Source organism: Mesorhizobium sp. M6A.T.Cr.TU.016.01.1.1, from assembly GCF_003952585.1.
In the GTDB taxonomy this organism is placed as follows: Bacteria; Pseudomonadota; Alphaproteobacteria; order Rhizobiales; family Rhizobiaceae; genus Mesorhizobium; species Mesorhizobium mediterraneum.
This window is the reverse complement of the sequence record NZ_CP034452.1, coordinates 897,255-911,557: the sequence shown is the minus strand read 5'-3', so window position 1 is coordinate 911,557 and position 14,303 is coordinate 897,255. Positions and strand designations below refer to the sequence as shown.

Here is a 14,303-nt window from a genome sequence, read left to right as displayed (position 1 = left end):
GCTGAACCATCGGCGTGGTAGTTTCCAGTCGTTTCCGTTCCGGAGTCGTCATGCGTACCAAGCTGCTAGAAATCACCCTCGCTATGCTGCTGCTGGTTGGCGGCGTTCCAGCCGGCCATGCGCAAGTGGCCGAGCGGCCGTCGCCTTCGGGTGGAGTTCTGTCGCTGCTTCCGCCTCCCCAGGTCTCCGATCATTCGATCGTGATCGCGGGACGTACGCTGAACTACCAGGCGAAGGCAGGCACGCAGTCGTTGCTGTCCGGCAAGGGCGACGTCACCGCGGAAGTTTTTCATGTCGCCTACACGCTACGCCCCGAGCCAAGCCGCGAACCTGATCCCCAGCGCCCTATCACTTTCGTATTCAACGGTGGTCCCGGAGCGGCTTCCGCCTATCTGCATCTCGGCGCGCTCGGTCCACGCGTCATGGCGACGGCGGCTAATGGAAGTTTTCTTCCATCGCCGCAGAGGCTTTTGGACAACCCGAACACATGGCTCGACATGACCGACCTGGTCTTTGTCGACCCGGTCGGAACGGGTTACAGCCGCGAAGCACCCGGAACCGAGGCACGCAGCTTCTGGGGCGTCAACCAGGACGCTGCCGCGATGGGCGCCTTCATCCGACTCTATCTGGCACAGGCGGGCCGCACGGCGTCGCCGGTGTTTCTTGCCGGCGAAAGCTATGGCGGGTTTCGGGCGGCACTGCTTGCCAAGACGCTTCAGGATGACATCGGCATCAGTCCTCGCGGCATCGTGCTCATCTCGCCGGCGCTCGAATTCACACTCGTGCGGCCCGACGAGTTCCAGCCGCTTCACTGGGCGCTTGAGCTCCCGTCGCTGGCGGCGGTGCGCCTGCGCAGCGAAGGCGTCACCGGTTCCGAGTTGCAGGAGCGGTTGGCCGATGTCGAACGCTATGCGCTTGGCGACTATCTCGTCGCGCTTGCCAGCGGGCTCGAAGAGGGTGGGCGCCTGGCGAGCCCGCGCGTTGCCGAAATCACCGGCCTGCCACTTGAACTCGTCAAGCGAAACTTTGCACGCATTCCCACCGCACTCTTCGCCAGGGAGTTTGCACGGGCAAGGGGCAATGTTCTCAGCGCCTATGACGGCATGATCGAAACGGCGGACATCGCCCCGGAAAGCCCGAGATATAGCGGTCCTGATCCGGTCCTTGACCGAAGCGTGCCGGTGCTCACTTCCGCCTTTGTCAGCTATATGCGTGACGAATTGAAATTCCGCACCGATCTCAGCTATCGGCTTCTCAACCGTGAAGTCAGCGGCAATTGGGATTATGGGACGAGCCCGACGCGTCAGGGCTATGTCGGCGTGATGGATGACCTTCAGCAGGCGCGCGCGTTGAACCCCGGCCTCGGCGTTTTGATCGTCAACGGCTACACCGACCTGGTGACACCCTATTTGGTGTCACGCTATCTTGTCGGCCAGATTCCTTCGCTTCCTGGCGCGAAGCCCATCCGCGTCGACCTGCTGGAAGGCGGCCACATGATGTATTTCAGGCCAGACAGCCGGCGCGCGCTGAGAGAGGCCGCGACCGAGCTTTACCAAGCGCCGAAGTGAAACGGCTTGTGAAGCAATTTTTGCTTTCCAAATGTGAAAGACGCTTTGGCTGCCTTCGAACGATGCGTGCGGCCATGAATGTGGCGATTGCGACCGGGTAGTCGATCAACACCTGATGGTCTTCGTCTAGCCGGATGGATCCAGCCGGCACTACGGCGCCGGCCTGAATGCCGGACGCCAACTCTTTTCGATGAGCGCATTGACAAAAAATCATCGCCGCAATAATCCAATATATTGGATGCAATACGCGGACCACTTGCGACAAAAGCACACCAGGTGCGTGATGATCGTCGACAAACCTGGACCTGAGGATACAAGCCAATGAACCTGGATCGCGTCATTACCGTCGTCGGAGCCCATGCCGAGGGCGAGGTGGGCCGGGTGATCACCGGCGGCGTCCTGCCGCCGCCGGGTGCTACGATGTTCGAGCGCATGGAGAATCTGGAACGCGAAAGCGCGTGGCTTCGCAACATGCTGCTGTTCGATCCGCGCGGCAGCGTCAATGCAGCCGTCAACCTGATCACGCCGCCGATACGCGCCGACGCCGATATCGGCATGATCGTCATGGAGTCCGACTACTTCGTGCCGATGTCGGGCTCGAACCTGATCTGCACGGTCACGGTCGCCCTCGAGGCGGGCATGATCCCGATGCGCGGCGCTGAGACTATCGTCAGGGTGGACACGCCGGCCGGCCTGGTCGAGGTGACGGCGGATTGCAGTGGCGGCAAGTGCCGTCGCATCACGTTCCGCAACGTCCCGTCGTTCGTCATGCATCGCGACCGGATGGTCGACGTGCCCGGGATCGGATCGCTACGGGTCGATGTCGCCTATGGCGGCATGATCTACTGCATTGTCGATGCCGAGGACGTCGGCGTCACCCTGGCGCGCGACGAGGCGCGCGACCTGATCGAGCTCGGCGAACGCATCAAGGCGGCAGCGGCCGAACAGCTTCCCTCGATCCATCCGGAGAACCCGTCGATCAACACCGTCAACCAAACCGAGTTCGCCGGTCCGCTGCGGGTCGTCGACGGCGTGAAGACCTCGAAGAATGCCGTGGTCGTCTCTCCCGGTCGGCTCGACCGTTGCCCCTGCGGCACGGGAACCTCAGCGCGGATGGCCTTGCTGCATGCGCGCGGCGATCTCGCTGTGGGCGAGCGCTTCCGGCATACTTCGATTCTCGACACCGTCTTCGATTGCCGCATCGTTGAAACGGCGATGGCGGGCAATGTGCCCGCGGTGGTGACTGAGATCTCCGGGCGCGCCTGGCTGACCGGAGTGAGCCACTACGGGGTTGATCCGGAGGATCCATTTCCCGAGGGCTACCGCCTGTCGGACACCTGGTTCAGGTAGCCGCCGACAAAACTTTGCCGGCTAATCAGACTGCGCAAAACCCATCACGCAACGCGAACCGAACAGGCAAAAGCCGATGACGAAATCTAAGAATACCGACCTGACCTGGCTCAACCCGCCACCACATCACGCGTTTTCCGGCAACACTTTGAATGTGCGCACCGGCAAGGAGACCGATTTCTGGCGCGAGACATTCTACGATTTCTGGCGCGACAGCGGTCATTTCCTCTATCGCCAGGTCGAGGGCGACTTCAGCGCCGAGGTCACGGTCAAGGGCGACTACAAGGTGCTCTACGACCAGGCCGGATTGATGGTCCGGCTGAGCGAGACGCATTGGGTCAAGGCCGGCATCGAATTCACCGACGGGCTGATGTATTTCTCCGTCGTCGTCACCAACGATGCGTCCGACTGGTCGCTGGTCGCCATTCCGGCAAGTCCGGACGGCGTCAGGATCCGACTGACCCGCCACGCCGAAGCGATCCGCATCCAGTATTTGGATGCGTCCGACGGCCACTGGAAGCCGGTGCGGCTTGCCTATTTCCCACCCTCGAAAACGATCGACGTCGGCATGATGTGCTGCTCGCCGCAACGTGAAGGTTTCGAAGTCACATTCCGTGATTTTTCGGTCGGCCCGGCGATATCGAGGGAACTCCATGACTGACACGCCCCAAGCGGTGCCGGCCGCGAGCCGCGCGCGTCGAGATGCGGACAAGGTCCGCTGGGCGATCGTGGGGGCAAGCCAGATCGCCCGCTCCTGGGTCGCCAAGGCAATCCAGTCGGTGCCGGATGCGGAGTTGGTGGCCGTTGTCAGCAGGAGTGCGGAGCGCGGCCGTTCGTTCGCCAACGATCTCGGGATACCGGTATCCGCGACAAGCCTCAAATCGCTTCTTGCCGAAACCGCGATCGATGCAGTCTACGTCTCGACCAACAATGCTAGGCATCGCGACGACACGCTCGAAGCTGCGGCAGCGAGCCTGCACGTGCTCTGCGAAAAGCCGCTCGGGCTGACGCTGTATGATGCCGTCGAGATGGCCAGGGCCTGCGACCGCGCCGGCGTCGTCCTGGCGACGAACCATCATATGCGTGGCGCGGCGACGCACAGGGCGATCCGCGACCTGGTGCTGACAGGCCAAATCGGCCGGCCGCTCGCCGCGCGCGCGATGTATTGCGAATACTTGCCCAAGGAGTTGCAGACCTGGCGCACGAAGGACAAGGAACAGGGCGGGGTCATCTACGACCTGACCGTGCACAATGTCGACGTTCTGCGCTTCGTCCTCGCGGACGAACCGGTCGAGGTCATGTCGATGAAGGCGAGCAGCCTGATCGGCGAGAATGGTGTCGAGGACCAAGTGCAATCCATCGTCAACTTCGCTTCCGGGTTGATTGCCTACATGCATGAGGGCCAGGTGTTCGCCCATCACGAGACCGCGCTTGAGATCCATGGCACCGAAGGGTCGATCTATGGCCGGGGCATCCTGGATGAGGCGCCGTCCGGTCGGGTCTATCTTCGCCGCGGCACCGAGATGACGGAAATCCCGGTCGAGCCCGCCAACCTCTACGCCGCCACGATCGCCCAGTTCGACGCGGCAGTGCTTCATGGCGAACGTCCGGCGGCGACGGGTTGGGACGGCGTCGCCTCGCTGGCAACGGCACTGGCGGTTAGACGCTCGGCGCAAGAGGGGGTGCGTGTGTCCGTGCCGCGCTTCGAGGGAAATCCGCCCGTTCCGGTGGTGTGACATGGCCGTATCGGCGCTGCCGCAAGGTCGATTTCATAGTGGACTTTCAAATAGAATATTGTAGATTGGATACATTATTGCGAAAGCGAGTCCAAGGAGAGACCAGACGATGACGCATTGGCAGGGGGTGTTCCCGGCGGTTACCACCAAGCTCGACCAGGACGGTTCGATCAATCTCGAAGCGACGCAGGCGAGCATCAACCGCCTCATCGACAATGGCGTTTCAGGCATTATCGTGCTGCCGATGCTGGGCGAGAACGCCTCGCTGCTGCCGCAGGAGAAGGAAGCCGTCATCCGGGCAGCAAAGGAAGCCGTTGCCGGCCGCGTTCCGCTTCTCTCCGGCCTTGCCGAGATTTCGACCGCGGGCGCGGCCGCGAGCGCCCGCAAGTTCCAGGATTACGGCGCCGAAGGCCTGATGGTGTTCCCGAGCCTCGGCTACAAGACCGACCCGCGCGAGACGGCCGAATGGTACAAGGCGATCGCCGGCGCCAGCGACCTGCCGATCATGATCTACAACAACCCGATCGCCTATGGCGTCGACGTCACGCCCGACATCCTCAAGGTGCTGGCGGATTGCCCGACCATCATGGCGGTCAAGGAAGAGACCGGTGACGTGCGCCGGGTCACGGACATGTTCATAGAGCTGGGCAGCCGCTTCGATATCTTCTGCGGCGTCGACGACCAGATCGTCGAGAGCATGTCGCTCGGCGCTACGGGCTGGGTCTCGGGCATGACCAATGCCTGGCCGAAGGAATGCGTCGAGATTTTCACCCTGTGCGCATCCGGGAATTTTGCCGGGGCACGCGATCTCTATCGCATCATGACGCCGTCCTTCCATCTCGATACGCATGTGAAGCTCGTTCAATACATCAAAATGGCCGAACACCTCGTCTACGGCGCGCCGGAATGGACCCGGGCGCCGCGACTGCCGCTGGCCGGCGAGGAGCGCGAGCGCGTCGTTGCCACGATCAAGGCGACAATCGAGCAGCTCAAGCAGATGCAGTCACGCCGGGCCGCCTGATCCCACGCGGACGTCTGGGTCGGCACGCAAAGCTCCGCGTCGTCGGTTGCGCTTCGAAAGCCGCAGCCGATGGATGTGTCAGGGATGGATTGCATGGATAAAGTTCCAATGTTCGGCGTGTCCGACCTGAGGCAGACGCGCGATACGGCGCGGCGACTGGACACGTCCTGGATTGGCGACGGGTTTTCCCGCGACGGCGGCTCCGACGTCAGAAACATCATATCTCCCTTCGATGGGGAGACGATCAGCGAGGTCGCCTTTGCCAGCGAGAGGCAGGTAGATCTCGCCGTGCAGGCCGCCCGCGCGGCGCTGAAGGCAGATTGGGGCACGATGGGGCACGAAGGACGCGCGGCGTTGATCCGTGCGCTGGCGGATGCCGTCGAAAAGAATCGGCTCGAATTGGCGCTTCTCGAAAGCCTCGACGTCGGCAAACCGATCCTGCATTCCTACAATGACGATGTGCCGACGACGATCGGTGTGCTGCGCTGGTATGCCAGCCTGACCGAAACCGCCTACGATCTCAGCCCTGCCCGTCGCAAGGGCGTGCTCAGCCAGATCGTGCGCGAGCCGCAAGGCGTGGTCGGCATCGTCCTGCCCTGGAATTACCCGCTAACCACGCTGGCGCTGAAGATCGGCCCGGCGCTGGCCGCCGGCAACACGGTCGTCTGCAAGCCGGCCGACGATACGCCGCTCACCACGCTGCGGCTGGCGGAATTGGCGATCGAAGCGGGTTTCCCGGCTGGCGTCATCAATGTCGTGCCCGGCACTGGCGCGGTTGCCGGAAAGGCGCTGGGCCTGCATGGCGACGTTTCGGCGATCAATTTCACCGGTTCGACCGCCACAGGGCGGCGCTTCCTGCACTATTCGGCCGATTCGAATTTGAAGGAAATTTCGTTGGAATGCGGCGGCAAGAATCCTGCGATCATCCTGCCTGATGTCAAATCGCTCGACCGTTTCGCCGGCGACATTTCGACCGGCTTCCTGATGAATTCCGGCCAGCTCTGTTCGTCCATATCGAGGGTTCTCGCGCCGCGCACGCTGGAAGCCGATCTTCGCGACATGCTCGCCGCGAAGATGAAGGAATGGCCGATCGGCGATCCGTTCGATCCGGCCACACGCATCGGGCCGCTGGTCAGCGACACCCATGCGGCCAAGGTCAATCGCGCCATCGAAAACGAGAAGCGGCACAACAGTGATTTCAGCGTGTCGGCAGCCGAAACCAAAGGCGCATCGCCACGCCTGGTCGAGCCGGTCGTGCTTTTCAATGTCGCCGAAAGCGCCGAGGCCTGGAGGGAAGAAATTTTCGGCCCGGTTCTGTCCGTCAGGTTCTACGACGATCTCGACAGCGCGATCCGCAGCGCCAATGACACGCAATACGGCCTGAGTGCTTATGTCTTCGGCGAGAATCCAGACGCAATTCGCGAGGCATCGGCCACGCTCGACGCGGGATTCGTGGCGATCAACGCCTTCTGCGAGGGCGACTTCACGACGCCGTTCGGCGGCTTCAAGACGTCCGGCTTCGGCGGCAAGGACAAAGGCATTCATTCGCTCGACCAGTATTCCCGGATCAAAAGCATCTGGTGGGCGACATAGGAACTCAGCCTGGCCGAAACATCCGGTCAGGTGCAAGTGAAGGTAAGTTCGACATGGCTTCCAAGGCGTATGACTATATCGTCGTCGGGGCAGGTGCCGCCGGTTCGATCGTCGCCGCCAGGCTAGGCGAGGACAAGAGCGTTCGAGTGCTGGTGCTGGAGGCCGGCCCGAGCGACAATTCCATCTACGTGCGCATGCCGGCGGCCATGTCCTACCCGCTGACCGACCAGCGCCGGACCTGGAGTTTCGAGACGGGACCGGAGGCCGCGCTCGGCGAGCGCATGATCACGCATGTCAGGGGCAAGATGCTGGGCGGGTCCGGGTCGCTCAACGGCATGGTCTACGTCCGCGGCAATCCGCGCGACTTCGACGGGTGGGCGCAGGACGGTCTGCCGGATTGGTCGTATGCCCATTGCCTGCCCTATTTCAAAAGGCTGGAGACCTATGACAACGGCGCCAATGCCTATCGAGGCGGCGATGGCCCCATCGCGATCACGACGCTCAAAGGCAATCTGCCGGTCTTCAAGGCGTTTCTCGAGGCTGGTCAACAGGCCGGTCATCCACTCAATCCCGACTACAATGCCTATCGCCAGGAAGGCGTCCATATCTACCAGGCGAATATCGACAGGGGTGTGCGGGCGAGCGGCGGCAGGGCCTATCTCAGGCCGGCAATCCGCAAGGGCAATGTCGAGCTGAAGCTGAATGCGCTGGTGCACCGGGTCAATTTCGACGGCAAGCGCGCGGTCGGCGTTACCTACGAGGCTGATGGTGCGACCCACACAGTTGAGGCAGGGCGCGAGGTGGTGCTGTGCGGCGGCGCCTTCAATTCGCCGCAGCTTTTGCTGCTGTCGGGCGTCGGTCGCCCAGACGAACTGGGCAGTCTGGGTATCAAGTCGGTCGCGGACGTGCCCGGTGTCGGCAAGGGGTTGGTCGACCATGTTGCCGTTTCGGTGCGTTACAGGGCATCGCGTCGCGGCGTCTCGCCCGCCATGGACCTGAACATGTTCAAGATGGGCCTGATCGGCGCGCAATGGCTGTTCATGCGCTCCGGGCTCGGCGTGACAAATCTTTGGGAGGTCGGCACGTTCTTCAGGAGCAGTGCGGCTGCCGACTATGCCAACATCCAGCATGAGTTTCTGCCGATGCTGGGCGAACTCATGCACGGCAAGGTCAACATCGAGGAGGGGTTCCAATACCAGACCTGTCTGATGCGGCCGGAGAGCCGAGGCGCTGTTACACTGAAATCGGCTGACCCGCGGATGCATCCGTCGATCATTTCCAACTACCTCGCGCATCCGCAGGACCAGCGGGATCTGATCGACGGCGTGCGTCACACCGACGAGATCATCCAGCAACGCGCCTGGGACGGCATGCGCGGGCAAGCCCTGACGCCAGGGCTCAGGACGATGCCCGATGCCGAAGTGCTTGCCTGGCTAAAGGAAAACCTCGGCACGCAGTACCACCCGTGCTCGACCTGCCGTATGGGCGTCGACGACATGTCGGTCGTCGACGCCGACGGCAAGGTGCACGAGACCGAGGGGTTGCGTGTCATCGATGCGTCGGTCATGCCGCGCATCACCAGCGGCAATTTGCACTGCCCGACCATGATGATTGCGGAAAAGCTTGTCGACCGCGTGCGTGGGCGCGCGCCGCTGCCGCCAGAGACGGTTGATTATGCGGATCAGCGTTGATGCAACGCCGACATTGGACCTCAATGAAATATTGGATACGATCCTGCGACAAGTAGAACGATTCTGAAAGCGCCTGCCATGCCGACACCGCCCAAGCCTCTGTTGCAGCGCCAGACCGTAACCGCGATGGTGGCCGAATATATAGCCGCCAAAATTATCGGTGGCGACTATCCTGGCGGCCACCAGATTCGCCAAGAGGCGATAGCGGCCGAGTTGGGCGTCAGCCGGATTCCGGTGCGCGAGGCGCTTCTGCAACTGGAAGCCGAAGGTCTTGTCGTCATCAGGACGCATCGCGGCGCAGTCGTCTCCGATCTATCGGCTGACGATGCGATCGACCTGTTCGATGCGCGGCTTCTGCTGGAACCCTTCCTCGTCAAAAAGGCCATAGCGCGCCTGTCCAATCAGGACATCGCCAATGTCGAGCGAGCGCTTCGTGACTATGAGGCTGCTATCGCCAGGGGCGATCCGAAGGAGCTCAGCCGTCTCAACTGGGCCTTTCATACGGCGCTGCTCGAGCCGTCGATGCGACCGCGTTCGATGGCGGTGCTACAAACGCTCTACAGTTCGGCGGATCGCTATCTGCGCCTGCAGATCGAGCCGTTGAAGGCGCAGACCAAAGCGCTGCAGGAGCATCGTGACATTTTTGAAGCCTATCGCCTGCGTGACGCCGTCGAGACATCGAGACTGCTCAAGAAGCATGTCGCCGACGCGGCCGAAGAAATCGTCAGCCAACTGAAGCGAGGCGAAGCCGCCGGCTGATCCTGCTTCAGCCGTATCGGCCTTTTCGTTTCGTCGAATCCGGGCGCACATCTGCCTGTCGTTCAAAATCGGCTGACGCGAGCGCAGCCGATCTGGATAGCCGTGACGCCTCCGCAAAATCTTCGCAAGACAATCAAAGCCGAGCGGTGGTAGGGCGAATTCGTTTGACTCTCAAGATTATTGTATCCAATATCCTGTAAAGCAAGATTGCCGTAAATTGCCACCAAAAAGGGGAATTCGCAATGACACGCAAAGCAGGAGACGAGGTCAACTCGGGCTTGTTCACGTCAGCGATCAGCAGGAGAGCCGTACTCACCGGAATGGCCGGTTTGGGAGGCGGGGCATTCCTGTTGAGGCTGTCCACGCTGCCTGCGCAGGCCGCTGCGGGCGGCGAACTCCAGGTCATGGCCTGGGAAGGCTATGACCTGACCAACGAGCTTTCGGACTGGCGCAAGGCAAACGGCGTGACGGTCGAGGCCACGTCGATCGCCAACCAGGATGACGTGCAGGCAAAATTCGTGGCCGGCAATCCACCGCCCATCGATTTGGCCGAATACAATCAGGCCTATGCCGATCTCTACGTCCGGGAAATGAAGATCGTAAATCCGATCGATATGTCGAAAGTGCCGAACTACAATCCCGACAACCTCTTCGGCCAGTTCTACGACCAGCCGACATGGTTCGCCGACGGGCAACATTGGGGATCGCCTTATATCTGGGGGTTCAACACGATCCTGTTCAATGCCGACAAGCTGGCCAAGCCGACATCCTACGCCGACCTGCTCGATCCTTCGCTCAAGGGCAAGATCGCCATCATGGACGACACGGTAAGCTCCTGGCCGGTCGCCGCGCGCGTTGCCGGTTTCGGCGACAAATATCCGCTGCTGACCAAAGACGAGCTCGGCAAGACTTTCGCGGAATTCTCCAAATACCGCGCTCAGGCCCGCGTCATCGCCCTCAACCAGGGCGAGCTCGTCAATCTCATGGTTTCCGGCGAGGTCGTTGCAGCACTTTGCGCCGATCCCTCTATCATCACACAGACCGACCAGCAGAACATGAAGATCGAGATGGCCATGCCGAAAGAAGGCCCGGTCCTGTGGGTGGATGCTTGGTTCATCCCGATTTCGGCGGACAATATCGAGGCCGCTCACGCCTTCATCAACCAGTCGCTCGATCCTGCCGTGCAGGCCAAGGTCGCCATGGCTGTGGTTCAGGCGCCGGTTTCCAAAAAGGCGGTCGCATTGCTCGATGAGAAGTCGCGCAGCCGCATCGATTATGATGCCATTGAGACGATGTTCGCAGCCGGCCTGCCCGGCATTCCGCCGCGGGCATCCGACACCCATGCCACCTATGACGACTGGGTCGCGGCATGGCAGGAATTCAAAGCCGGAATGTAGACTTCCCGCGTTTGAGTCGGCTGAATTGAGAGTTGGCTATCGGCGTCATTGCCGATAGCGCATTTTTGTCCGTGAGAATGTTCATGAAGGCACCACGCTCTAGCATGGGCAGTCTGCTGGCGGGACCCGCTGTTCTGTACATGGTCGTGTTTTTCGTCGTGCCGAGCCTGATCCTGTTCGTCTACAGTTTCTGGACGGCGGCCTCGTATAAGATCGTGCCGGATTTCGTGTTTTCGAACTACCTGAATTCGCTGATGTCGCCACTGTTCTGGACGGTGACGATCAACGCCATCCTGATCGGGCTTGTCACGGCCTCGATCACGTTGGTATTGGCGATCCCGGTCGGCTACTACCTCGTCTATGTCAGCCGCTCGCAGGTCATCCTCTATCTTATCCTGATCACCTGGTTTTCCAGCTATTTGGTCCGCATCTATGCCTGGCGCACCTTGCTTGGCACCAGCGGCGTCCTCAACACCATCCTGCTTCAGGCCGGCATCGTCGACACGCCGGTCGGGGTACTCCTGTTCAGCCGGTTTGCTGTCGCGATCACGTTGATCCACATTTACCTGCCATTCTGCATCCTGCTGGTGGTGTCGTCGCTCAGGGAGATCAAGAAGGACCTTGTTGACGCCGCGCGCGACCTTGGCGCCTCGCCGCTTGGCGCCTTCTTCCGCGTCATCGCGCCCAACGCAGCCAACGGGCTGGTCGGCGCCTTCATGCTGACCTTCGTCATGGTTGCGGGCGACTATGTCACGCCGCAGATGCTGGGCGGCTCGTCGGGTCAGACGACGGGGCTGCTGATCGCCGATCAGTTCCGCAAGACCGGAAACTGGCCCCTCGGTGCCGCCCAGGCCTTCCTGATGTTTCTGGTGTCGATCGCCATCTACTTCGCCGTGATGGGGCTTGGGCGTGCAACAGGTCTGATCGTGAAACGCCGGCCTGCAAAGAAAGTGGGAGCGTAGCCAGTGGTCCTCAGAATTGTCGTCTGGTCGATCCTGGCGTTCTTGCTGATGCCGCTGGTGATTATCGTTCTCTTTTCTTTCCATGCGAGCGCTTCGCTATCCTTCCCCTTTGCCGGCTTCAGTCTGCGCTGGTACGCCGATGTGCTTGGCAATGCCCAACTCGGCTCGGCACTGGTCAAGAGCCTCACCGTCGCCTGCTTCACCGCGCTGATCACGCTTGTCCTCGGTGCGGCTGCCTCGCTTGCCTGGCTTCGCCTGGGGCAGGGAGGTCGCGCCTTGCTGGAGGTGCTGTGCCTGACGCCGATCGCGCTTCCAGGCCTCTTCGTCGGCGTCTCGCTTCTGGTGCTGTTCGCCCAGGCACGCGTCCAGCTCTCGACGGTCACTATCGTCATCTCGCACGTGGTGCTGGCCCTGCCCATCCTGATCGTGGCGATGCGCGCCCGGCTGGCGTTGTTCGATCCGTCGCTGGAGGAAGCCTCGCGCGATCTTGGCGCCAGCCAGATGCAGACCTTCGGCAAGGTGACGCTGCCGCTGATCGCACCGACCTTGATCGCGTCGGCCATATTGGCGTTTGCCGTGTCTTTCGACGAATTCGTCGTGACCTCCTTCGTCGCCGGCACCGAGACGACCTTGCCCATGTATATCTGGTCGATGATGCGCCGCACTGTCACCCCGCTCATCAACGCCATTTCCACTCTCGCTCTCCTGTTCTCGATCGCCATCCTCTTCATTGCCTGGCTCATCGGCCATCTGCGCAGAAGATCAGCCGTCGCCGGCCGTACCGTGACATAAGGATCTACAGGGATGACTATTCGCCCACCGGTGATCGAGATCGCCGCTGCCCAAAAAATGTTCGGCTCGTTTCAGGCGCTGAGCGACATAAGCCTGTCCATCGAACAGGGCGAGATCGTCACCTTGCTTGGTCCCAGTGGCTGCGGCAAGACGACCCTCATGCGGCTCATAGCAGGCTTCGAGACAGTGACTGCCGGCACCGTCAAGATCGATGGCAAGGATTGTGCCGACCAGCCGCCCGAGCGGCGGCCTGTGAACATGGTCTTCCAGCGCTATGCGCTTTTTCCGCATCTCGACGTTTTCGAGAACGTCGCCTTCGGCCTGAAGGTCAGGGGCACGCCCAAGGCGGAAATCCGCGAGCGGGTCCAGCGCATGCTGCACATCGTTCAGCTCGACAGCTTCGCCAACCGCTATATCAACGAGTTGAGTGGCGGCCAGAGCCAGCGCGTGGCGCTCGCCCGGGCGCTCGTCAATGGTCCGAAAGTTCTGCTGCTCGATGAGCCGCTTGCCGCCCTCGATCTGAAGATCCGCCAGCACATGCTGGTCGAGATGAAGCGCATTCACGCCGAGACCGGCGCCACCTTCGTCTACGTCACGCATGATCAGGACGAAGCGATGATCCTCTCGGACCGTGTCGTTCTCATGGAGAAGGGCCGCATCGTGCAGATCGACCGGCCCGAAATCATGTACGCGGCGCCAAGGTCGCTGTTCGCCGCCAAGTTCCTCGGCGAGACCAATTTGTTCGAGGCGGCAATGGCAAGCGACGATGCTTCCGGCATGACTGCCGTCACCGCATCGGGGCTCCGCTTTCACAGTTCTGTCGTTCCCGCCGGCGAATTGCGCGGCAAGGTGATCGTCTCAATCCGACCGGAGTCCTTCCGCTTCGCCAGAGACAATGACACCACGCAATCGGCGACCGGGCAGGTCGAGGATGTCATCTTCATCGGCAGCAGATCGTTCTATACCATCCGCCTGGCTGACGGCATTCGCGTTCGCGTTCAAATCCAGCGGAGCACGCGCACCAGCTTGCCGAAACCGGGTGAGAAGGCAGAAGTTTTCTGGGACTCGGAAAATGTCGTCATCCTTCCGCAATCCTGATTGCCGGCTGTCGGTCAGATCTTCGGAAAAGGAAGCCTGCACAGGATATGTGCCGCTAAGACCTAACTGACCGGCTGATAAACATTCCGCGGCTCGTTCTACCGGGCATTCGCCTCTTCCCGGTCGAACTTGAAATCGGCGGGAAGGCGACCGTGGAAGGCGCGAAGCCGTTTCAGCAATTCCTCGGGCGCAGCTTTGCGCGCGACGCCAAGCCGTCCGGCATCGGTCACATGGATTTCAATCTCATCGCCTTCCCTGAGTTCGAGCGCCTCGACGACAACGGCGGGAAGACGGATGGCGAGACTGTCGCCCCACTTCGAGACCCGCATCACGCTC

At 61.5% G+C, this 14,303-nt stretch carries 13 protein-coding genes; 12 read left to right on the top strand and 1 reads right to left on the bottom strand.

Annotated features, from left to right (window positions below; genetic code table 11):
* The first annotated feature begins 50 nt into the window (after window positions 1-50).
* The 12 genes from EJ075_RS04210 to EJ075_RS04155 all read left to right on the top strand — a co-directional run bounded on the left by EJ075_RS04210 (window position 51) and on the right by EJ075_RS04155 (window position 13,967).
* The gene (locus EJ075_RS04210) at window positions 51-1,568 is read left to right on the top strand and encodes an alpha/beta hydrolase (protein WP_126103494.1); all 1,518 of its coding nucleotides are present in this window, start codon (window positions 51-53) and stop codon (window positions 1,566-1,568) included.
* Between the two features lie 321 nt (window positions 1,569-1,889).
* Entirely contained in the window at window positions 1,890-2,918 is a 1,029-nt protein-coding gene (locus EJ075_RS04205; RefSeq protein ID WP_095483750.1) for a proline racemase family protein, read from the top strand.
* A gap of 76 nt (window positions 2,919-2,994) precedes the next feature.
* Window positions 2,995-3,579, top strand: coding sequence for a DUF1349 domain-containing protein (locus EJ075_RS04200; RefSeq protein ID WP_126103493.1), 585 nt, complete (start codon window positions 2,995-2,997; stop codon window positions 3,577-3,579).
* A complete protein-coding gene (locus EJ075_RS04195) occupies window positions 3,572-4,654 on the top strand; it encodes a Gfo/Idh/MocA family oxidoreductase (protein ID WP_126103492.1) in 1,083 nt (360 codons plus the stop codon). The genes EJ075_RS04200 and EJ075_RS04195 overlap by 8 nt, the downstream gene beginning before the upstream one ends.
* Before the next feature lie 109 nt (window positions 4,655-4,763).
* Window positions 4,764-5,675, top strand: a complete 912-nt coding sequence (locus tag EJ075_RS04190) for a dihydrodipicolinate synthase family protein (protein WP_126103491.1) — start codon at window positions 4,764-4,766, stop codon at window positions 5,673-5,675.
* Between the two features lie 93 nt (window positions 5,676-5,768).
* Window positions 5,769-7,268, top strand: a complete 1,500-nt coding sequence (locus tag EJ075_RS04185; protein ID WP_126103490.1) for an aldehyde dehydrogenase family protein — start codon at window positions 5,769-5,771, stop codon at window positions 7,266-7,268.
* Between the two features lie 53 nt (window positions 7,269-7,321).
* Window positions 7,322-8,959 (top strand): choline dehydrogenase, encoded by a 1,638-nt coding sequence (locus tag EJ075_RS04180; RefSeq protein ID WP_126103489.1) that lies wholly within the window; start codon window positions 7,322-7,324, stop codon window positions 8,957-8,959.
* 78 nt (window positions 8,960-9,037) lie between these two features.
* Window positions 9,038-9,718 (top strand): GntR family transcriptional regulator, encoded by a 681-nt coding sequence (locus EJ075_RS04175; RefSeq protein WP_095483756.1) that lies wholly within the window; start codon window positions 9,038-9,040, stop codon window positions 9,716-9,718.
* Window positions 9,719-9,960: 242 nt separating this feature from the next.
* Complete coding sequence (locus EJ075_RS04170) at window positions 9,961-11,115, top strand: PotD/PotF family extracellular solute-binding protein (protein ID WP_126103488.1); 1,155 nt, start codon at window positions 9,961-9,963, stop codon at window positions 11,113-11,115.
* Window positions 11,116-11,198: 83 nt separating this feature from the next.
* Window positions 11,199-12,077: an ABC transporter permease gene (locus tag EJ075_RS04165; protein WP_126103487.1), complete on the top strand. Its 879-nt coding sequence runs from the start codon at window positions 11,199-11,201 to the stop codon at window positions 12,075-12,077.
* Window positions 12,078-12,080: 3 nt separating this feature from the next.
* Window positions 12,081-12,869, top strand: a complete 789-nt coding sequence (locus tag EJ075_RS04160) for an ABC transporter permease (RefSeq protein ID WP_126103486.1) — start codon at window positions 12,081-12,083, stop codon at window positions 12,867-12,869.
* A 12-nt stretch (window positions 12,870-12,881) separates the two neighbouring features.
* The gene (locus EJ075_RS04155) at window positions 12,882-13,967 is read left to right on the top strand and encodes an ABC transporter ATP-binding protein (protein ID WP_126103485.1); all 1,086 of its coding nucleotides are present in this window, start codon (window positions 12,882-12,884) and stop codon (window positions 13,965-13,967) included.
* 98 nt (window positions 13,968-14,065) lie between these two features.
* On the opposite strand, the gene EJ075_RS04150 is transcribed toward EJ075_RS04155, so the two are convergent.
* A complete protein-coding gene (locus EJ075_RS04150; RefSeq protein WP_126103484.1) occupies window positions 14,066-14,296 on the bottom strand; it encodes an AbrB/MazE/SpoVT family DNA-binding domain-containing protein in 231 nt (76 codons plus the stop codon).
* Between the last annotated feature and the right edge of the window lie 7 nt (window positions 14,297-14,303).

What these genes read in the sequence shown, in the direction of transcription:
- EJ075_RS04175 (WP_095483756.1), top strand. Translation starts at nt 9,038, where the DNA reads ATGCCGACACCGCCCAAGCCTCTGTTGCAGCGCCAGACCGTAACCGCG.
- EJ075_RS04165 (WP_126103487.1), top strand. Translation starts at nt 11,199, where the DNA reads ATGAAGGCACCACGCTCTAGCATGGGCAGTCTGCTGGCGGGACCCGCT.
- EJ075_RS04150 (WP_126103484.1), bottom strand. Translation starts at nt 14,296, where the DNA reads ATGCGGGTCTCGAAGTGGGGCGACAGTCTCGCCATCCGTCTTCCCGCC.
- EJ075_RS04190 (WP_126103491.1), top strand. Translation starts at nt 4,764, where the DNA reads ATGACGCATTGGCAGGGGGTGTTCCCGGCGGTTACCACCAAGCTCGAC.
- EJ075_RS04205 (WP_095483750.1), top strand. Translation starts at nt 1,890, where the DNA reads ATGAACCTGGATCGCGTCATTACCGTCGTCGGAGCCCATGCCGAGGGC.
- EJ075_RS04155 (WP_126103485.1), top strand. Translation starts at nt 12,882, where the DNA reads ATGACTATTCGCCCACCGGTGATCGAGATCGCCGCTGCCCAAAAAATG.
- EJ075_RS04170 (WP_126103488.1), top strand. Translation starts at nt 9,961, where the DNA reads ATGACACGCAAAGCAGGAGACGAGGTCAACTCGGGCTTGTTCACGTCA.
- EJ075_RS04210 (WP_126103494.1), top strand. Translation starts at nt 51, where the DNA reads ATGCGTACCAAGCTGCTAGAAATCACCCTCGCTATGCTGCTGCTGGTT.
- EJ075_RS04180 (WP_126103489.1), top strand. Translation starts at nt 7,322, where the DNA reads ATGGCTTCCAAGGCGTATGACTATATCGTCGTCGGGGCAGGTGCCGCC.
- EJ075_RS04200 (WP_126103493.1), top strand. Translation starts at nt 2,995, where the DNA reads ATGACGAAATCTAAGAATACCGACCTGACCTGGCTCAACCCGCCACCA.
- EJ075_RS04195 (WP_126103492.1), top strand. Translation starts at nt 3,572, where the DNA reads ATGACTGACACGCCCCAAGCGGTGCCGGCCGCGAGCCGCGCGCGTCGA.
- EJ075_RS04185 (WP_126103490.1), top strand. Translation starts at nt 5,769, where the DNA reads ATGGATAAAGTTCCAATGTTCGGCGTGTCCGACCTGAGGCAGACGCGC.